General features: G+C 69.9%; 17 protein-coding genes. 7 read left to right on the top strand and 10 right to left on the bottom strand.

The genetic code is table 11. The features are described from left to right. Positions 1–7: 7 nt before the first annotated feature. Positions 8–2,623 carry a family 78 glycoside hydrolase catalytic domain gene (locus tag Aco04nite_RS37305; RefSeq protein WP_213001942.1) on the top strand — a complete coding sequence of 872 codons (2,616 nt, stop codon included), beginning with the start codon at positions 8–10 and terminating at the stop codon, positions 2,621–2,623. Between the two features lie 8 nt (positions 2,624–2,631). Here the strand turns inward: Aco04nite_RS37305 and Aco04nite_RS37300 are convergent, their stop codons facing one another. The 3 genes from Aco04nite_RS37300 to Aco04nite_RS37290 all read right to left on the bottom strand — a co-directional run bounded on the left by Aco04nite_RS37300 (position 2,632) and on the right by Aco04nite_RS37290 (position 4,769). Beyond that, positions 2,632–3,720, bottom strand: coding sequence for a barstar family protein (locus Aco04nite_RS37300; RefSeq protein WP_213001941.1), 1,089 nt, complete (start codon positions 3,718–3,720; stop codon positions 2,632–2,634). Further along, positions 3,717–4,235 carry a polyketide cyclase gene (locus Aco04nite_RS37295; protein ID WP_213001940.1) on the bottom strand — a complete coding sequence of 173 codons (519 nt, stop codon included), beginning with the start codon at positions 4,233–4,235 and terminating at the stop codon, positions 3,717–3,719. Before Aco04nite_RS37295 ends, Aco04nite_RS37300 begins: the two co-directional genes overlap by 4 nt. A 96-nt stretch (positions 4,236–4,331) precedes the next feature. After that, the gene (locus tag Aco04nite_RS37290) at positions 4,332–4,769 is read right to left on the bottom strand and encodes a nuclear transport factor 2 family protein (RefSeq protein ID WP_213001939.1); all 438 of its coding nucleotides are present in this window, start codon (positions 4,767–4,769) and stop codon (positions 4,332–4,334) included. A gap of 85 nt (positions 4,770–4,854) precedes the next feature. Here Aco04nite_RS37290 and Aco04nite_RS37285 point away from each other — a divergent pair, with 85 nt between their 5' ends. After that, on the top strand, positions 4,855–5,433 hold the full coding sequence (locus Aco04nite_RS37285; protein ID WP_213001938.1) for a TetR/AcrR family transcriptional regulator: 579 nt from the start codon (positions 4,855–4,857) through the stop codon (positions 5,431–5,433). Positions 5,434–6,307: 874 nt separating this feature from the next. Here the strand turns inward: Aco04nite_RS37285 and Aco04nite_RS37280 are convergent. The 4 genes from Aco04nite_RS37280 to Aco04nite_RS37265 form a co-directional block, all read right to left on the bottom strand. Next, a complete protein-coding gene (locus Aco04nite_RS37280; protein WP_213001937.1) occupies positions 6,308–8,239 on the bottom strand; it encodes an ABC transporter ATP-binding protein in 1,932 nt (643 codons plus the stop codon). Positions 8,240–8,331: 92 nt separating this feature from the next. After that, positions 8,332–9,111 carry an enoyl-CoA hydratase/isomerase family protein gene (locus Aco04nite_RS37275; RefSeq protein ID WP_213001936.1) on the bottom strand — a complete coding sequence of 260 codons (780 nt, stop codon included), beginning with the start codon at positions 9,109–9,111 and terminating at the stop codon, positions 8,332–8,334. Further along, the gene (locus Aco04nite_RS37270; protein ID WP_015620263.1) at positions 9,108–9,335 is read right to left on the bottom strand and encodes a helix-turn-helix domain-containing protein; all 228 of its coding nucleotides are present in this window, start codon (positions 9,333–9,335) and stop codon (positions 9,108–9,110) included. The genes Aco04nite_RS37275 and Aco04nite_RS37270 overlap by 4 nt, the downstream gene beginning before the upstream one ends. A 530-nt stretch (positions 9,336–9,865) precedes the next feature. Beyond that, positions 9,866–11,470, bottom strand: a complete 1,605-nt coding sequence (locus tag Aco04nite_RS37265; RefSeq protein WP_203834542.1) for an ABC-F family ATP-binding cassette domain-containing protein — start codon at positions 11,468–11,470, stop codon at positions 9,866–9,868. Positions 11,471–11,675: 205 nt separating this feature from the next. Between Aco04nite_RS37265 and ypfJ the strand changes: the two genes are divergently transcribed. The 4 genes from ypfJ to Aco04nite_RS37245 all read left to right on the top strand — a co-directional run bounded on the left by ypfJ (position 11,676) and on the right by Aco04nite_RS37245 (position 15,541). Continuing rightward, a complete protein-coding gene (ypfJ, locus tag Aco04nite_RS37260) occupies positions 11,676–12,563 on the top strand; it encodes a KPN_02809 family neutral zinc metallopeptidase (protein ID WP_213001935.1) in 888 nt (295 codons plus the stop codon). Positions 12,564–12,985: 422 nt separating this feature from the next. Further along, positions 12,986–13,579: a LysE family transporter gene (locus Aco04nite_RS37255; protein ID WP_213002070.1), complete on the top strand. Its 594-nt coding sequence runs from the start codon at positions 12,986–12,988 to the stop codon at positions 13,577–13,579. A gap of 88 nt (positions 13,580–13,667) precedes the next feature. After that, the gene (locus Aco04nite_RS37250) at positions 13,668–14,228 is read left to right on the top strand and encodes a helix-turn-helix domain-containing protein (RefSeq protein ID WP_213001934.1); all 561 of its coding nucleotides are present in this window, start codon (positions 13,668–13,670) and stop codon (positions 14,226–14,228) included. Next, positions 14,225–15,541 carry an MFS transporter gene (locus Aco04nite_RS37245; protein WP_213001933.1) on the top strand — a complete coding sequence of 439 codons (1,317 nt, stop codon included), beginning with the start codon at positions 14,225–14,227 and terminating at the stop codon, positions 15,539–15,541. Before Aco04nite_RS37250 ends, Aco04nite_RS37245 begins: the two co-directional genes overlap by 4 nt. Here the strand turns inward: Aco04nite_RS37245 and Aco04nite_RS37240 are convergent. Both Aco04nite_RS37240 and Aco04nite_RS37235 read right to left on the bottom strand, forming a co-directional pair. Then, a complete protein-coding gene (locus Aco04nite_RS37240; protein ID WP_213001932.1) occupies positions 15,519–16,211 on the bottom strand; it encodes a histidine phosphatase family protein in 693 nt (230 codons plus the stop codon). The genes Aco04nite_RS37245 and Aco04nite_RS37240 overlap by 23 nt on opposite strands. 9 nt (positions 16,212–16,220) lie before the next feature. Further along, positions 16,221–16,859, bottom strand: a complete 639-nt coding sequence (locus Aco04nite_RS37235) for an acVLRF1 family peptidyl-tRNA hydrolase (RefSeq protein WP_213001931.1) — start codon at positions 16,857–16,859, stop codon at positions 16,221–16,223. A gap of 30 nt (positions 16,860–16,889) precedes the next feature. Between Aco04nite_RS37235 and Aco04nite_RS37230 the strand changes: the two genes are divergently transcribed. Next, positions 16,890–17,573: a DNA alkylation repair protein gene (locus Aco04nite_RS37230; protein ID WP_213001930.1), complete on the top strand. Its 684-nt coding sequence runs from the start codon at positions 16,890–16,892 to the stop codon at positions 17,571–17,573. Here the strand turns inward: Aco04nite_RS37230 and Aco04nite_RS37225 are convergent. Beyond that, on the bottom strand, positions 17,568–18,311 hold the full coding sequence (locus Aco04nite_RS37225; protein WP_213001929.1) for a maleylpyruvate isomerase family mycothiol-dependent enzyme: 744 nt from the start codon (positions 18,309–18,311) through the stop codon (positions 17,568–17,570). The two genes, Aco04nite_RS37230 and Aco04nite_RS37225, sit on opposite strands and share 6 nt — an antisense overlap. Positions 18,312–18,353 lie beyond the last annotated feature (42 nt).

Here is an 18,353-nt window from a genome sequence, read left to right as displayed (position 1 = left end):
AGGCAGCATGAACGTCACCCGTATCGGAGCATTCGCGGTCGCGTTGCTCCTGCCCGTCCTCGGCGCGGCCACCCCGGCGCGAGCCGCGGGCAATCTGGCCCCGCTCAGCCCCGCCGGCCTGACGATCGGTGACCGGGCGGAACCGCTGGGGGTCGAGGGTGCGCCGCTGTTCGGCTGGCGGCCCCGGGACCTCGACGCCGGTGAGCGCCAGAGCGCGTACCAGATCAAGGTCTTCGCGGCCGGCGAGGTCTGGGACAGCGGCAAGGTCGCGTCGCGCGAGAGCTCTTTTGTTCCGTACGCGGGCCCGGCGCTGATCAACGGCACCACCTACCGCTGGCGCGTCCGCACCTGGGACCGCGCCGGCGCCGTGTCCCCCTGGTCGGCGTCCACGTTCGACACGGGGATCGCGGACGCCGACTGGCAGGCGAGCTGGATCCGGCGTACGACGGCCGAGAAGGACGATTACACACAGGCGCGCACGGAGTTCACTGTCGGTGCGGGGCGCGTGGTGCGGGCGCGACTCTACGTGTCGGCTTCGCAGCAGTATCAGGCGTTCGTGAACGGGGCGCTGGTCGACCGCGGTCAGGCGTACGCGTACCCGGGTGAGGGGTATTACCAGGTCACCGATGTCACGTCGCGGCTACGGCCCGGCACCGACGCGGCACTCGGCGTGCTCTACCACTGGTACGGCCCCGGGCAGGGACGACCGGCGGGTGAACCCGGGCTGCAGGCACGCCTGGTGATCGACCACGCCGACGGGTCACGGCAGGTGGTGCTCTCCGACGGCACCTGGAAGGTGACCCGCGGTCCGTGGCTGGCGGCGGCGTACCGCAACGGCGACGGCCGCGACTACATCGAGAACGCGCTCCCCCAGTCCATGGCCTGGACCAGGGCGGGCTTCGACGACTCGGCGTGGCAGGCTCCGGTCGTCGCGGCGTCACCGCATCTGCAGGCGCAGCAGACCCGCCTCAGCTACGAGACCGTCAAGCCGGTGCGCGTGACCACGCTGGCGTCCGGTGCCGTGGTCGCCGACTTCGGCAAGGTCATCCCCGCGATGCCCCGCGTGCGCTTCCGCGACGGGGTCGCCGGCACGACGGTGTCCATGGTGGCCGGTTACCTGCTCAACGCGGACGGCTCGGTCTCCAACACGAGCCAGGACAACCAGAGCACAGACCTTTCCTATACGTACGCCCAGAGCGCCGGCGACCAGACCTACGAGGCCTTCACCTACGAGGGGTTCCGCTACCTCCAGGTCTCCACACCCGCGGACATCGCCGCCGTCGTGCAGCACACCTCGATCTCCCACTCTGCGACCTTCAGCAGCTCGGACCCCACGCTGGACGACGTGTTCACGCTGATGCAGCGGTCGGCGCTCTACTCCGCGCAGGAGCAGTTCCTCGACACCCCGACCCGCGAGAAGGGGCAGTTCCTCGCCGACTCGGTGAACATCTCCCGCGCGCTGATGGGCGGCTCCGGCGACTACGCGATGACCGCCAAGGCGATCCGCGAGTTCATCGCCTCCCAGCAGCGTTACTGGCCGGACGGCAGGCTCAACGCCGTCTACCCCAACGGTGACGGCAAGCGCGACATCCCCGACTTCACCGAGATGTTCCCCGGCTGGACGTGGGACTACTACCTGGCGTCGGGCGACCGTACGCTGCTGGCCCAGGCCTACCCGGTGAACCTCGCGATCGCCGACTACGTCCGCCGCTACATCGACCCGGCCACCGGCCTCGTCACGAACCTGGCCGGCGGCAGCGGCGCGTACCTCTACGGCATCATCGACTGGCCCAACCGCTACGGCTACGACACGACCCCGGCGGCCCGCACCACGGTCAACATCCTCGCCGTCGACGTCCTGCGCAGCACCGCCCAGCAGGCAGCCGCCCTCGGCCTCCCCTCGGCGGACCTGCTCGCCGACGCCGACCGCCTGACGGACGCCATCACCACCCAGCTGCGGCGCCCGGACGGCATCTACGTCGACGGCCTGGGCTCGACGCACGCCTCCCAGATCGCCAACGCGTACGCCCTGGCGTTCCTGGGCGCCGGCACCGAGGTAGCCGACTACATCGCCTCGCTCAAGTTGCAGATGAGCCCGATGACCGCGGACCTGCTCCTGGCCGCACTGCACCGCGCGGGCCGCGACGACGAGGTCCTCGCCCGCCTCACCGACCCCACGTCCCTGGGCTGGGCCAACGTGCTCGCCCGCGGCGGCACGTTCACCTGGGAATCCTGGGAAGCCCCGGAACGAGGCGACAGCATGTCCCACGGCTGGGGCGCCACCGCCCTCGTCGAACTCCAGCAGGACCTGCTCGGCGTGACGGTCACCGGTCCGGCCGCCCGCACCGTACGCATATCGCCACCCACCGGAACCACCCTCACCCACGCCGAAGGCACCACCTGGACCCCGTCAGGCACCCTCGCCCTCCGCTGGCGAACGGTCCGCGGCGGCACGGCCATCGTGGCCGGCATCCCCACGAACGTCACGGCCGAGATCCACGTCCCGATCGCGGGAACCCGCCGGCCACTCGCCACGGGCGCGGTGACTTTCACCGGCATCCACGACGGCTTCGCGATCTACACCGCCGGCGCCGGCACCAGCACCTTCACCCCGCTGCCTTGACGGGTGGGTCAGCGCAGATCGACGTCGACGCCGTGCTCGGCGAACGTTTCGAGGAGGTAGTCCAGGGTGACCGTGGGGCTGGAGCGGTGGCGGTCGTACCCGGCGACCAGGTGTTCGCGGGCCACCGCCGAGTCGTGCCACCGCAGGCGGAACGGAGGCTGGGCACCCCAGCGTCCGCGCAGGCAGTCCTCCAGGGCGTCGAGGTTCCAGCCGAAGTAGCCGCCCGGCCCGTTGACCGCCTCGCCGAGCGCGCAGTAGAAACCCTCGACATCGGTGACGAACCGGCCGTCCAGATCGAACGGCTCCTTCTTCGCGGCACCGGGATGGTTGGCCAGCGCCACACCCGCCCACTCCTCGCGCAGGTCCCGGTCATAGCCGGCCCACAGGTTGTTCTCGGTGGGCCGGCCCGCGCGCCAGATGTCCACGATGTCCCGTAAGCCCGTGGGACTGGGCTCGTGGCTGTCGCTGTCGACGGTGATCTTCAGGAGCCCGTCAGCGGACGGCACACTTGCCACGATCGTGCCGGTGACCCAGCTGTCGATCAGGCCGATGGCCGAGCCGTCGGCCGCGATGGCCCCCACCTTCCCGGAGATACGCTGCCCCACTTTCAGGGTCTCGCCGGCCCGGCATCCGATCAACGTGACCTGCGGAATCGGGGGCGCCGCCCGCTCCCGGAAGACGCCGGTGACGTCGGCGCAGCTACCCAGCAAGGAATCGCCGGAGCCGTACAGCACGAAGCCGGTGACATCATCGGGCCGGTCCACATTGTCGGTACGGTCGTAGACGCTGACGAGGCCCTCCAGGTCGACGTCGACGAGGCCCGGAGAACCCGCCGACGGCCGGTGCCCGAGCACCGCCGTGTCCACCAACTGCTCCCCGCCCCAGTCGCGCAGCATCGCCGCATGGTCGGGCCGCGCCAGGAGCCACACGTTGCCCAGCCACGCCCCTTCCCGCAGGGCCCCGGCCGGCTCGCAGCCCAGCAGGGTGAAACGCTCCCGCGGCCGGGGCGGCAGATCGGCGAAGAGCCCGTCGATGTCGGCACACACGGCCAGCAGCACATCGTCGGTGCCGGCCAGCGACCAGCGGGGCAGCGTCACGCCCCGACCGTACCCGCCGCGTGGGTCTTCTCCGCCAGGTGCTTCAGGTTGAGCAACTGACGACGTGCCATGACGAGATCACCGACGGACACGCCGAGGGCGACCCAGCGGTTCGCGCGCATGACAACCTTGAGCAGCAGGCGCGTCGTGTCGTCCGGCTGCGCGACCAGGACATACGACATGTAGGCCCCCATGATCACCCCGGTGAGCTGATGCCCCGGGCCGACCGCGACGATCCTGCCCAGACTGCGGCCGGCCGTGGCGGTGAACGTCTCGCCGGCCTGGGGCTCGGGCAGCCCCGCCAGCTCCCGCGGTGACCGGCGCCCGAGGTTGTCGATCCAGTCGTAGGAATACGGCGCCAGCCTGATCTGCGTCACCCACGGCCACACCGCGGCGACCGGCGCATCGATCCCCACACCCCGCCACGCCTGCAGAGCGGGCGCATCCACCAGATCATCACAGGGATAGGCCCGCGCAACCTCATCATCGGTCACGCCCCACCGGTCACCGAGCATGCCCCGATCCTGCCACCATCAGCCGTCCGTCGCGGCCCCGCACCCTGCCGTCATCGGCCGGCTGACACTGTCCTCACGAGCCGGCTGACGCTGTTTTCACGAGCCGGCCGTTGCGGGTCCCGCGCTATCGGCGGCGGCCAGGGCTTCGGCCAGAACCAGCGGGTTCAGATAGTCGCGATAGGAGACGACAAGGCCCGCCTGGATCCGCAGCACGGCAATGATCGTCTGGCGTAACGGTGCGCCGGTGGGGATCACGGTGCCGTGCGCCTCGTACTCGACGATCACGACCTCGGGATCGGTGGTCTCGTGAATCACCGTGTTGCGGTACTCCTCGAACTTGACGAGCCCCCCGGCCTGCGCGGTCAAAAACTCCCGAAGCTGTTCACGACCCTCGACGCGCCCCGGAATACCAGCCGGAACGTACGGCCACTCGACGTAGCCATCCTCGGCGAACAGGTCGACAAAGCTCCCGGTGTCCTGCGCGAGACCCGCAGCCAGCACCTGCTCAACCACTTCCCGTGACGTGGCGGTCATATCAGCTCTCCTTCATTGAACGCTTGTTGATTGAACGAGCGTAGAACGAAATAGCCCCATCAGTCAACGCCCGTAGAATGAACGCGTGACTGAACCGACGGCCCGCCCCACCCGCGCACAGCAGCGCCGCCTGACCGAGGACCGCATCCTCACCGCAGCCCGGCAGCTCTTCGCCGAACTCGGCTACGACCGCACCACGATCCGCGCCGTCGCATCAGCCGCCGGCGTCGACGCCGGCCTGGTCATGCACTATTTCGGCAGCAAGGACCTGCTGTTCGCCCGGGCCACCGAGACAGCCGACGACCTCGGCGAAATCGGACCCGGCGGCGCCACCGAGGCGCTGCTGACGTCGTTGGGCCAGCGCCTGACCGACGAGCCGGAAGCCTCCCTGGCAGTACTACGCTCAATGCTCACCAACGCCGACGCCGCCGACCGCTACCGGACCGCCGCCCAGCCCCAGCTCGACCAGCTCACCAACGCAATCCCAGCCCCCGACGCCGCCCTCCGCGCCAGCCTCCTCAGCGCGATCATCCACGGCGTCCTCGCCGAGCGGTACCTGCTACGCCTCACCACCCTCGCGGACGCCTCACCCGACCAGATCATCACCCTGCTCCGCCCCTGCTTCGAAAGCCTCACCACCACCCCACCGGACCACCCGGCCTGAGCCCCGCACCTCGCAATCCACAACAACTGCACCCCACCCAGTCCCGCACCTCGCGGCACGACGCCGGCCAGGACGGCACGGCGCACAGCAGAGCGGCACGGCGCACAGCAGGGCGGCACGGCGCACAGCAGGGCGGCAGGGCGGGAAGGCAGGGCCGCACGGCGCACGGCAGGGCCGCACGGCGCACGGCAGGGCCGCACGGCACTGGGCGGGGCGGCGCAGAGCAGGGCAACGCGACCCGGCGTAGGCCAGGGCGGCGCGGGGCGGCGTAGGGCAGCGCGGCGCGGCGCGGGGCGGGGCAACGCGGCATAGGGCGGGGCGGCGCAGGGCAACGCAACCCGGAGGAGGGCAACGCGGCGCAGGCACAGGGCAACGCGACCCGGCGCAGGGCGGGGCGGCGCAGGCCGGGGTAACGCGGCACAGGGCAACGCGACCCGGCGCAGGACGGGGCGGAATAGGCCGGGGCAACGCGGCACAGGGCAACGCGACCCGGCGCAGGGCGGGGCGGAATAGGCGCAACGCGGCGCGGCACGGCACGGCACAGCACAGGGCAACGCAGACCAACGCGACCCGGCGCAGTGCAACGCGGCGCAGTGCAACGCGGCGCAGTGCAACGCGGCGCAGTGCAACGCGGCGCAGTGCAACGCGGCACGCGGCAGGGCAAGACAGCGGGGCGCGACCCCGCGGGGCGCAGAGCTCCCGGGGCGGCCCAACCCTGCGTGGCCCGGGGCAGCGCAGCGTGACCCGGGACTGCGCATCCCGACCCGGCACGGCACAGCCCGACTCGGGACTGCGCAGCCCGACCCGCCACGGCACAGCCCGAACGGGGCGGCGGCGACGCGGCGCGACAGCAGGCGGGAGCGGGACCGCCGGTCTAGGGCTCGATCTTCTCCGGGACCGCGAGGACGATCGGTTCCACATCGGATGGGATCAGCGGTGTGCTGTCGGCGAACTGGGTGCGGTAGAGCTCGGCGTACAGCCCGCCTGCCGCGACCAGGTCATGATGGCGGCCTCGTTCGACGATGCGGCCGTGGTCGAGGACGAGGATGAGGTCGGCGGCTCGGACCGTGGAGAGGCGGTGGGCGATCACCAGGGCGGTGCGGCCCTGGAGGGCGACTGAGAGGGCGCGCTGGACGGCCGCCTCGGATTCGCTGTCGAGGTGGGCGGTGGCTTCGTCGAGGATGACGATCGAGGGGTGTTTGAGCAGGATGCGGGCGATGGCGATGCGCTGCTTCTCGCCGCCGGAGAAGCGGTGGCCGCGCTCGCCCACGACGGTGTCCAGGCCCAGCGGCAGGGAGCGGACGAGGTCGGCGACCTGGGCTGCCCGCAGCGCCTCCCACATCTCGTCGTCGGTGGCCTCGGGGCGGGCGTAGCGGAGGTTTTCCGCGATGGTCTCGTGGAAGAGGTGGGAATCCTGGGTGACGACGCCGATGGTGTCGCGCAGGGAGTCGAGGGTGGCGTCGCGGACGTCGATGCCGCCGATCTTCACGGCGCCCTCGGTCGCGTCGTAGACGCGGGCGACGAGCATGGAGGTGGTCGACTTGCCCGCGCCGGACGGGCCGACCAGGGCGACCATCTGGCCCGGCTCGACGGTGAAGTCGACGCCGCGCAGGACCGGGGCGTTCTCGGTGCGGTCGAGGGCGACCACGTCCTCGAGGGTGGCCAGGGAGACCTCGTCGGCGCTGGGGTAGCGGAAGTGCACGTCGCGGAACTCGATGCGGCCGGCGCCGGGGGCGATCGCGACCGCGCCGGGCTTCTCCTCGATGCCGGGCTTGAGGTCGAGGACCTCGAAGACGCGGTCGAAGGAGACCAGGGCGCTCATCACGTCGACGCGCACGTTGCTGAGCGCGGTGAGCGGGCCGTAGAGCCGGCTGAGCAGCAGCGCCAGGGTGACGACCGTGCCGGCGGTGACGCTGCCCGTGACGGCGAGCCAGCCGCCGAGGCCGTAGGTGAGGGCCTGGGCCAGCGAGGCGACCAGCAGCATCGCGACGAAGAACGTGCGGGAGAACATGGCCTGTTGCACGCCGATGTCGCGGACCCGGCCGGCCCGCTCACCGAAGCGGCCGGCCTCGACGTCGGGGCGGCCGAAGAGCTTGACGAGCAGGGCGCCCGAGACGTTGAAGCGCTCGGTCATCGTCGCGTTCATCTGGGCGTCGAGGTTGTAGGACTCCCGGGTGATCTCGGCGAGGCGCTTGCCGACCCGGCGCGCCGGAATGATGAACAGCGGCAGCATCACGAGCGACAGCACGGTGATCTGCCAGGACAGGCTGAACATCACCGCCGCGGTGAGCACGAGCTGGATGACGTTGCTGACCACACCGGACAGTGTCGAGGTGAACGCGCGTTGCGCACCCGTCACGTCGTTGTTGAGCCGGCTCACGAGCGCGCCCGTCTGGGTGCGGGTGAAGAACTGCAGCGGCATCCGCTGCACGTGGTCGAACACGCGTGTGCGCAGGTCGAGGATGATGCCCTCGCCGATGCGGGCGGAATACCACCGCTGGGCCAGGGAGAGCAGCGCGTCGACGACGGCGAGCACGGCGATGGTGAGCGCGAGCCGGACGATCGTGGCGGCGGCGTCCGGCCCGCCCGCGGTGATGGTGTTGATGACGTGCCCGGCGAGCACCGGGGTGGCCACGCCGATCCCGGCGGCGACGACCACGGTGATCAGGAAGACCGTGATGTCACGCCGATAGGGCTCGGCGAAGCGCAGGATCCGCCGGGTGGTGCCCTTGGGGACCTCGTGCTTGTTCACCCGCTCGGAGTTCTGGATCGAGCGCAGCATCGTCCAGTTGGAGCTGCTGGACATGGGTCCCACCTCGTTCACCTCCGGGGGTGTCGTAACCGGCAGGCACAGTCTGCCTGCCGGGTATGACAACTTCCGGAGCCGCCCGGGTGTTCCTATTCCAGGCCGGCGAGGTCGCGCAGGCGACGGGTCTGCGCTTCCCGCTCGGCCCGGTCCTGATCGTCGTAGGAACGGGTGACGGCGCCCGCGAGCAGCGCCTTGATCTCGGCGACGGCCCCGGCGGGTGCGGCCAGGACAGCGGCGGTCAGGTCGCGCACCGTGGCATCCAGCTCGTCGCGGGGCACGACGGTGGTGGCCAGGCCGAGCCGATCGGCCTCGTCCGCCGGCAACCGGCGGCCGGTGACGCAGATCTCCAGGGCCCGCGACGGCCCGACCAGCTCGGTGAGGCGTTTGGTGCCACCGAGGTCCGGCACCAGCCCGAGGGTCACCTCGGCCATCGAGAACCGCGCGTCATCCGCGAGCACTCGCATGTCGCAGTTCAGTGCGAGCTGGAATCCGGCGCCGATGGCATGTCCCTGGACCGCCGCGATGGTGATGAGAGAGGGACGTCGTAACCAGGTGAATGCATCCTGGAACCCGGCAATCCGATCGGCACTCTCTTCCGGTGACAAGCGAGCCAACTCGGCGAGCGAGGAATCGCCCTCACCGCGCGCCACCGACAAGTCGAGTCCGGCGGAAAAGGCGCGCCCCTCACCGCGGACAATGACGACTCGCACGTCACCCGGTAATTTCCGCGAAATGTTGCCCAGCTCGGCCCACATGGCCGGTGTCTGCGCATTGAGGACATCGGGCCGGTCAAGCGTCACTGACGCCACCGGCCCGTCCTGTGAGTAGCGAATTCCGGCCTCGTAGGTAGAGGCTGCGCTGGTCGTCACGCCTTCTTGCGGCGGCGGGCGCCGCCCCGCTGGCGCAGTTGCACGCCGGACTCGGTGAGCACGCGGTGCACGAATCCGTAGGAGCGGCCGGTCGAGGCCGCCAGCGCGCGAATGCTCTCTCCGGAGGTGTAACGCTTCACCAGGTCCTTGGCGAGAGTCTGCCGCTCGCTGCCGACGATTCGACGACCCTTCTCAGTGCTGGTGGCTGTGCCGGTGGCTGCCATGTTGAATCCTCACGTCCCAGACTGTGCGGTTCGATACGGTCCCACCTATTAGACCGCCTCCAACGATCATGCGCTAGGCATCTCGGCTTAGTGAACGTGCCCATTTATCAGTGTCAGGAACCCGACGATGACCATGCTCATCAATGTCAGACAGATGAGGCGCGAGCCCGTTCGGTCGTGTTTAGTTCCGGGTGGGAGCCTTTCCGCGGCATGCGTATAGCGGCGGCGGACGGCACTGTTCGACTTCGATCAAGCCAGGATGACCTGCACAAACATCATCTTGTTGGCGGTCCGACAACGATGTCACTCAGAGTGCATCAAACCCTCACTTTGGGGCTCGATCCACTGCCCGAACGGGCACCCTGCCACGTAGGCAGGGCGCCCGGATGCGGTTGCGCTGTGACCAGTGCCGGGCACATGTCGCACTGTCTGTGTGGGCACCTGTTGACAACTGACGATGCCGATGATTCTGGATCTACCCAGCCGGAATTACTCAGCCGAATGGGCAATAGGGCCTACTCAGGGCCTACTCACGCGAGTTCGACGAGCTCCAGCAGATCGTCGCTCCACGCGTCCTCGTCGCCGTCGGGCAGCAGAATCGCGCGGTCCGGCTTCAATGCCTGTACGGCACCTGCGTCGTGGGTGACGAGTACGATCGCGCCCGGGTAATTGGCGATCGCGTCGAGCACCTGCTCGCGGCTCACCGGGTCGAGGTTGTTCGTGGGCTCGTCGAGCAGCAGCACGTTGGCGCCGGAACACACCAGGGTCGCCAGCGCGAGCCGGGTCTTCTCGCCGCCGGAGAGCACACCGGCCGGCTTGTCGACGTCGTCACCGGAGAACAGGAACGCGCCGAGGATCTTGCGCAGCTCGGTGTCGGTCTGCTCCGACGCGGCGCTGCGCATGTGGTCGAGGATCGAGCGGTCGACGTCGAGGGTCTCGTGCTCCTGGGCGTAGTAGCCGAGCCGCAGACCGTGCCCCGGGCGTACCTCACCGGTGTCCGACTGAAGGTGGCCACCCAGAATGCGCAACAGAGTCGTCTTGCCGGCGCCGTTGAGGCCCAGGATCGCGACCCGCGAGCCCCGGTCGACCGCCACGTCGACGTCGGTGAAGATCTCCAGCGAACCGTAGGACTTCGACAGCCCCTGGGCGGTCAGCGGGGTCTTGCCGCAGGGCGCCGGGCTCGGGAAGCGGACCTTCGCCACCTTGTCGGAGCTGCGGACCTCCTCGAGACCACCGAGCAGCTTCTCCGCGCGCTTCGCCATGTTCTGCGCGGCGACGGTCTTGGTGGCCTTCGCGCGCATCTTGTCGGCCTGCGCCATCAGGGCACCGGCCTTCTTCTCGGCGTTGGCCCGCTCACGGCGACGGCGGCGCTCGTCGGTCTCACGGGACTCGAGGTAGGCCTTCCAGCCCAGGTTGTACATGTCGACCACGGACCGGTTGGCGTCGAGATACCAGACCCGGTTGACCACGGCGTCGAGCAGCTCGACGTCGTGGCTGATCACGATCAGGCCGCCCTTGTGGTTGGCGATGTAGCCGCGCAGCCAGGTGATGGAGTCGTGGTCGAGGTGGTTGGTGGGTTCGTCGAGCAGCAGGATGCCCTTGCCGTTCTGCCCCGAATTCTGGAAGAGGATCCGGGCCAGCTCGATCCGGCGGCGCTGACCGCCGGAGAGGGTGCCGATCGTCTGGGCCAGCGCGCGGTCGGGCAGCCCCAGGTTGGAGCAGATCCGGGCGGCCTCGGCCTCGGCGGCATACCCACCGAGGCTGGAGAACTGGTCCTCCAGCACGCCGTAGCGGCGGATCAGCTTCTCGTCGGCGCTCTCCTCGAGCTCCACCTCGAGCTTCTGCATCTCCGCGAGGATCGTGTCGAGCCCCCGCGCCGACAGCACCCGGTCGCGGGCGGTGACGCTCAGGTCGCCGGTGCGCGGGTCCTGCGGGAGGTAGCCGACCTCGCTCGTGCGGGTGACCTCACCGGCGTAGGGCGAGCCCTCGCCGGCCAGGACCTTGAGCGTCGTCGTCTTCCCGGCGCCGTTGCGGCCGACCAGGCCGATCCGGTCACCGGCCTGCACCCGCAGCGTCGTCGGGGAGATCAGGATCCGGGACCCGGCACGCAGTTCGAGTCCAGTGGCGGTAATCATGGGGGAAGGCTCTCGCTCTCGGGAAGAAGGCTGGCTCAGGCACACGAACGCGCCGGACGACGGAAGAATTCCGGTTCGGCGCGGGGCAGGTCAGCCTTCGCAGAGCAGCACCCAACGATTGTACCGGCTGCCCCCTGCGAGCTCCCAACCGATTAGCCGGGAAGATCACCGGGTAAGAACGGCGACACACGCCCGGGAGGACTGGATGGAACTCAACGAGAACGCCCGCATCGACACGAGCCAGATCGACGACGAGCGTTCCTCGGGCGGCGGCGGAGGCGGCGGACTAGGCGGCCTGCCGATCGGCGGCGGAGGCCTCGTCGGCATCGTCGTGACCGTTCTGATCGCGCTCGTCGGTGGCTACTTCGGCATCAACAACCTCGGCGGCGGCAGCAGCTCGAGCAAACCTGCCGACAACACCGCGCTGTCCGAGAAATGCTCCCAGTCGGACGCCATCAAGCAACTCGAATGCCGCAACGTGCTCTACGTCAACTCGATCCAGGACTACTGGACCGACGCGTACCCGCAATACTTCAACGGCAAGTACGAGCCGTCGAAAACCGACTTCTTCTCCGGCCAGGTCCAGACCAAATGCGGCGCCGCCGACTCGGGCGTCGGCCCGTTCTACTGCCCCGCCGACGACAAGGTCTACATCGACCTGACGTTCTACGAGGTCCTGTCACAGCAGCTGGGAGCGCCTGGCGAGTTCGCACAGCCGTACGTTCTCGCGCACGAGTACGGCCACCACATCCAGGATCTCGCAGGCCAGGAAACCGGCGGCACCAACGCCGGATCGGTCAAACTCGAACTCCAGGCCGACTGCTACGCCGGCGTCTGGGCCAAGAACGCCACCGGCACCGACGACGGCAGCGGTCAGAAAATCTTCAAGAGCATCACCGCCGACGACATCAAGCAGGGAATCGACACCGCCGGCCAGATCGGCGACGACACCCTCCAGAAAAAGAGCGGCGGCACCGTCAACCCCGCCGAATTCACCCACGGCACCAGCGCCCAGCGCCAAAAATGGTTCAGCGAGGGCTACAACAGCGGCACCCCGAAGAACTGCGACACCTTCAAAGCCGGCGCGGTCTAGAAAACAAGAATCAACGTCACAATCAGGATGTCGTAGCTCGGTGGTGGGTGACGGACCGTCGCTCCCGCCGAGGCCGGGCCCGAGGATCCAGGAGCTGGCGCTCCAAACCGGATCCCCGGGCCCTTCATTCTGAGTAAGTGGCCAACCTCACCCCGAAAAGCCACAAACCACCCCCGCTCCGGCCTGCCGAGCCGGCCCGGAAATCGGTGGCGACCCTCCGCCGCGACGACTCATGCTGTCGGCGTGATCACCACGACGTCACCCAGAGCCACGGCCCGCACCACCCTCACCTGTCCCGCTCCGGGTCGGGCTGCGCTGGGTCGGACGGCGCCGGGTCGGACGGCGCCGGGTCGGACGGCGCTGGGTGCGGTTTCGTGGAAGCAGCGTTGCGACGGCGGCCGGGCGGCGTGCGTACCCGTGTCATGATCGGCTCTTTGTGGTCCGGGGTGATCGCCGGTTATGGCGTGGCGGTCCCGGTCGGAGCCATCGGGATTCTGATCGCCGGCCTCAGCGCCCGCACGTCTTTCAAGGTCGGAGCGGCAGCGGGCCTCGGAGCAGCCACCGCGGACGGCATCTACGCAGCCCTGGCGGTCCTGGGCGGCGCGGCCCTCGCCGGCGCCATCACCCCGATCGCCACTCCCCTGCGCTGGCTCGCCGCCGCCGCCCTGCTCGCCCTGGCCACCCACACCACCTTCTCAGCCCTGCACCCCGGCACCACCGTCCGCGAGACGAAGCAGACCACGGCGCTCGGGGCGTACCTGGCGATCCTCGCTCTAACCCTGCTCAACCCGATGACAATCGTGTACTTCGCCGCCCTGGTCCTCGGCCGCGGCAGCGAGGGCGGCGGCATCTGGTTCGTCCTCGGCGCTCTGATCGCCTCAGCCAGCTGGCAACTCTTCATCGCCGCATCCGGCGCCCTGGCCGGCAGGCTCCTCACCACCCCCCGAGCCCGCCGCCTCACCGCCCTCATCTCCAGCGCCGTCATCGCCGTCCTGGCAATCAACCTGGTCACGTAGAGCAGTGCGATCTGAAAGAGCGTTGCAGGTTTCGCCGTCACCTCCTACTCTGAATCTGAAAGACCCTTTCAGATCGTAGGGAGCTGCTGTGCAGGAACGTCGCCCGAGGCTCACCGACCCCGCGGTCCTGGATGCGCTCGCGCACCCGGTGCGGCTCGATGTCCTGCGCTACCTCATGTCGACCGGCCCGGCGACCGCGTCGCAGTGTGCACGCGCGGTCGGGGACACCCCGTCGAACTGCAGCTACCACCTTCGGGTGCTCGGGGCGCACGGGCTGGTGGAGCCGGATGAGTCCGGGGACGGGCGGTCGCGTCCGTGGCGGGCGACGATCACGGGTTTCACGATTGATGCGAACGACCCCGCGGGCGTTGTTCACATGCGCGAGGCGGCCGTAGAGCTGGATCATCATCTGGCCCGCGAGTACCTGCGGGGGCGTGATGCGGTGCCGGAGCCGTGGCGGGAGGCCGACACGCATTCGTCCTACGGTCTCGCGCTGTCGCCCGGCGAGCTGGCCGAGCTCGTGCGGCGGATCGATGACGTGGTCCGGCCCTATCTTCAGGCGACGCGGGCGGACGTTCCGGCCGACGCCGAGCATGTGCACCTGACCGTCAGCGCGTTTCCGCGGGCCGGGTACGGACGGGAGCGGTGAGTGCCGGCCTGGCGCTGAAGGAAGGCACCGCGATGGGCGTGCCGGCGTTCCGGCGGCTCTGGGGAGCGGGGCTCATCTCGGATGCCGGCGACTGGCTGGTGTTCATCGCGTTGCCCCTGATGGTGCTGCAACTCACCGGGTCGGCCGTCGGCACCTCGCTGGCGTTCCTGCTCGAACTGCTCCCGCCGGTGCTGCTCGCGCCCGTCGTCGCCCGCGTCGCGGACCGGCTGCCGCACCGCCGCGTCATGCTCGTGGCGATGCTCGCCCAGGCGGTGACCCTGCTCCCGCTGCTCACGGTGCATGACCGGTCCGACCTCCACGTCGTCTACGGGGTCATCGTCGCTCAGGCGGTCTTCGCCGCGTTCTTCGAGCCGGCGAAGAGCTCCCTGCTCCCCACCCTGGTCGGCCCGGAGCGGGTCACGTCCGCGAACGCACTGGTCGGGCTCAACAACAACGTGGGACGGATCATCGGCGGGCCGCTCGGCGGAGTCCTGCTCGCCATGGGAGGCCTCAGCGTCGTCGCGCTCGCCGACATCGGCACCTACCTGATCGCGGCCGCACTCGTCCTGAGCCTGCCCCGGCAGGAGGCCGCACCCGCCGAGCGTCTGAGCCTCACGCGGCAGGAGGGCACGCCCGCGCCACTTCTCGGCCTGCCCCGGCAGAAGGCCGCACCCGCGCCCGCGCCCGCGCCACGGAGGCAGGGCGGCGAGACCGGCGGCATCCTGGGTGCCCTGGCCGATCCGGCGACGCGTGCCCTCATCGTGGTCGATGTCGTCGCCTCGATCGCGCAGGGGCTGTTCGTCGTGTTGTTCGTCTTCTTCGTGACCGATGTCATCAATGGGACCGCCGCCGACGTGGGGCTGCTCCGCGGGGTGCAGGCGGTCGGCGCCATTCTCGCCGGCACCGTCCTGGGTGTGCTCGGCGCGCGACTGAACCTTCTGCGTCTCACGCTCGCCGGCGTGGTCACCTTCACCGTCGTCACCGCCATCACGTGGAATCTGTCGTTCGTGACCCACTCGGTTCCGGTGTACGCGGTGCTGTTCGCCGCGATGGGTGTGCCGGCGGTGTTCATGGGCGCCGGGCTGACCAGCCTCATCCAGCGGGCCGCGGCCGGTGCCCGGCGTGGCAGTGCGTTCGCCGCGCTCGGGCTCGGGCAGGCGGTCGGGCAGGCGATCGGGTTGCTGGCCGCCGGTCTGCTGCACGACAGCGTGGGCACCCTGCCGCTGCTGGAGGTCCAGGCCGGTGCGTACGCCGCAGCGGCTGTCCTCGCCGTCGTGCTGCTTCCCCGCGCTACTCGACCGGCAGGTGGCTGACCGTGTTGTAGTGATCGAGTACCAATGCCCCCGAGGCGCCGTCGAAGCGGGTGATCGAGGCGTTGCGGACGTGGCCGGTGGCGGCGACCGCGGCGATGGCGGGCCAGTCCAGGCCCTCGATGACGTAGCGCATCATCAGGACCACCGAGTCGTGGGCCACGACGACGACCCGCTTCCCCGCGTGCTCGCGGTTGACGTCGGTCAGGAACGACTCGAGGCGGACCGCGATGTCTCCGAAGGACTCGCCGTTCGGGGGCTTGTACTGATACTCACCGGCGGCTTCGAAGCGGCCCGGTTCGTCGGGGAATTGCCGGGCGACCGCGGCGCGGGTGAGCATCTCCAGGTCGCCGAGCAGCCGGTCCACCAGGCGGTCGTCGGTGGCGGGGGCGGGCAGGTCGAGACCCGAGGCCGCTGCGGCGATGCGCCAGGTTTCCCGGGCGCGCAGATAGGGCGAGGTGATCGCCACTTCGGGGACCTGGCCGACGGGGAGACCGGCGAGCCAGTGTCCTACGGCTTGCGCCTGGCGGACTCCGAACGGGGTCAGCTCCACGTCGGTGTCACGGCCGGTCAGACCGGATTCGAGCAGGCCCGCGGCGTCGGCCTTGGGGAACGCGACGTTCGAGGCACTCTGCCCGTGACGGATAAGGATCAGCTCGGCGACAACACCCATGATCGAAGCCTAGCCAACGGGTTCGCGGACGAGGACGAGGATGGCGCGGGCCTGGGCGATGGCGTCCTCGAGGACGGTCTTGCGGGGTTCGGGGACGTCGAGGAAGCGGTCGTGGCGTAGCGGTTTCAGGGCGGCGAGCTGGGGGACGGCGAGCACCGCGTCGACGGCTGTCCGGTCGCCGCCCGTGACCAGTGCGGTCAGGGTGCGGGCCTCGGGGAGCAGGATGCGCGCGGCGATGGCGGTGCCGTCGGCGGCGGCTGCTTTGGCCTGGTTGTCACGGCGGCGGGCGAAACGTTGCTGCGACCAGCCGCCCGCGGCCGTGCGGCCCTGGACGTAGTGGGTGTCGACCTTCGAGGCGATCAGCTTCACACCGTTGGCGACTCCTACGGCGACCGCTCCCTTGCGGGCCAGGAGCAGGCCGACGCGGCGGGGTTCGGCGGCGACGGCGGCCAGCTCGATCAGGTCGGCCACGGCGGGGGCGCCCGGGGGCGGCGACAACTCGGCGGTGGCTCCGTCCGTACCCGTGATGGTCAGGCCTTCGGCTGTGTAGCCGTCGTGGCGGGACGCGAAATTCTCCAGCCAGCGGGTCAGCCGCTCCGGGGCGACGTCCACCCATTGCCCGCCACCCGCCGCAGGTCGTGCGCTCATGGGGACACCCTACGGTGGCAGGATCGGGCCATGACGGGAACGTATGCCGACATCGTGGTCGAACGCCTGGTCAGGACGTACAGCGCGGCGAAAGATCCGGAACGGGCTGTGCGCGCTGCGGCGTACATGCGGAATCGGTTTCCTTTTCTCGGATTGTCGATCCCGGGGCAGCGCAGCCTCGGCCGGACCGTGACGGCCGGGCTGCCCGCACCGGGCGAGGACGATCTGCGGGACGTCGTGGTGGCGTGCTGGGAGCTGCCCGAGCGCGAATACCAGTATTTCGCCTGCGACGTGCTGCGTGCCCGGGTGGCCGTGGCCGGTCCCGGATTCCTCGCCACCACGCGCACGCTGATCGTGACGAAGTCCTGGTGGGACACGATCGACCCGCTCGCCACCCGGTTCGTCGGCGACCTGGTCCGCCTGCATCCCGAGCTTGCCACGACCATGGACGACTGGGCCGGGGACGACAACCTGTGGCTGGTCCGGACGGCGATCCTGCACCAGCTGCACTACGGCGCGGCCACCGGCACGGACCGGCTCTTCGGTTACTGCACGCGGCAGGCCGGGCATCCGGACTTCTTCGTCCGCAAGGCCATCGGCTGGGCGTTACGCCATTACGCCCGCACCGACCCGGACGCCGTGCGGTCCTATGTGGCCCGGCACGCTGGGATGCTGTCACCACTTTCAGTGCGAGAAGCCACCAAGCATCTATGAGTACGCCCGGAGCTCGGTCACCGCGCTCCGATCGCCCGTGATGGTCAACGCGGTCTCGGGGATCCGGCCGTAGAGGAAGAGCAGCAGGTCGCTGACCGGGCCGTGGAGGGTGGCGACCGGTTCACCACTCTGGGCCGGGGCCACGGTGATGGCTGTCGAGGAGAGGTCGAAGAGCCAGGAAGGGCCCTCCGTCGCGGACAGCTGCAACCGGGTCGGGCGGTATGGCCAGGTGCCCTGGGAGGCGAGGGTGACCTCGAGGAACTCCGGAATGCCGTCGACGGCGATCGACGCCGGGAGGCTCTGGGGCCGGCCCGCGGACTCCTGGGCGTCATACGTGTGGATCGCGGTTTCGTGGACCTGGTGGCGGGCGACCGACGCGGCGTTCATCGGGGCGCCGGACGGCTCCCACCACGTCCAGCAACCACGGTCGGCGGGGGCGGCGCGCAGCGCTTCGAGCAGCAGCGCGGCCGAGGCGGCGGACCATTCGAGGAGGTCACCGTGGGGTTCGCGGTCGCCGAGGGCTTCGGGGGTGGGCGGGGTGTCGGCGGGGCCGGCGTCGATCACGGTCGCCCAGAAACGGTGGACCGCGCCGAGATGCGCGATCAGGTCACGGACCGTCCAGTCGGGACAGCCGGGGACCTGCGCGTCGAGGTCGGCTGCCGTCGCCGCCTCGCGGAAGGCAGTGGCGCGCTCATCGATCAGGTCAAGGAGCTCCGGGTACGGCGGGATGCCAGTCATACCCGATTTCTATCACCACCCTGTGACAGAAACGGCGCACAA

The sequence above is a fragment of the Winogradskya consettensis genome, assembly GCF_018332715.1.
Classification (GTDB): domain Bacteria; phylum Actinomycetota; class Actinomycetes; order Mycobacteriales; family Micromonosporaceae; genus Actinoplanes; species Actinoplanes consettensis.
Note: the sequence above shows the minus strand (reverse complement) of the source record. Positions and strands in the feature narration are given on the sequence as shown.

Excerpts from the sequence above, each read along its gene's own strand:
- Aco04nite_RS37305 (WP_213001942.1), top strand. The coding sequence starts at position 8 with ATGAACGTCACCCGTATCGGAGCATTCGCGGTCGCGTTGCTCCTGCCC.
- Aco04nite_RS37240 (WP_213001932.1), bottom strand. The coding sequence starts at position 16,211 with ATGGGTGTTGTCGCCGAGCTGATCCTTATCCGTCACGGGCAGAGTGCC.
- Aco04nite_RS37230 (WP_213001930.1), top strand. The coding sequence starts at position 16,890 with ATGACGGGAACGTATGCCGACATCGTGGTCGAACGCCTGGTCAGGACG.
- Aco04nite_RS37255 (WP_213002070.1), top strand. The coding sequence starts at position 12,986 with ATGATCGGCTCTTTGTGGTCCGGGGTGATCGCCGGTTATGGCGTGGCG.
- Aco04nite_RS37225 (WP_213001929.1), bottom strand. The coding sequence starts at position 18,311 with ATGACTGGCATCCCGCCGTACCCGGAGCTCCTTGACCTGATCGATGAG.
- ypfJ (WP_213001935.1), top strand. The coding sequence starts at position 11,676 with ATGGAACTCAACGAGAACGCCCGCATCGACACGAGCCAGATCGACGAC.
- Aco04nite_RS37235 (WP_213001931.1), bottom strand. The coding sequence starts at position 16,859 with ATGAGCGCACGACCTGCGGCGGGTGGCGGGCAATGGGTGGACGTCGCC.
- Aco04nite_RS37270 (WP_015620263.1), bottom strand. The coding sequence starts at position 9,335 with ATGGCAGCCACCGGCACAGCCACCAGCACTGAGAAGGGTCGTCGAATC.
- Aco04nite_RS37280 (WP_213001937.1), bottom strand. The coding sequence starts at position 8,239 with ATGTCCAGCAGCTCCAACTGGACGATGCTGCGCTCGATCCAGAACTCC.
- Aco04nite_RS37265 (WP_203834542.1), bottom strand. The coding sequence starts at position 11,470 with ATGATTACCGCCACTGGACTCGAACTGCGTGCCGGGTCCCGGATCCTG.
- Aco04nite_RS37295 (WP_213001940.1), bottom strand. The coding sequence starts at position 4,235 with ATGCTCGGTGACCGGTGGGGCGTGACCGATGATGAGGTTGCGCGGGCC.
- Aco04nite_RS37290 (WP_213001939.1), bottom strand. The coding sequence starts at position 4,769 with ATGACCGCCACGTCACGGGAAGTGGTTGAGCAGGTGCTGGCTGCGGGT.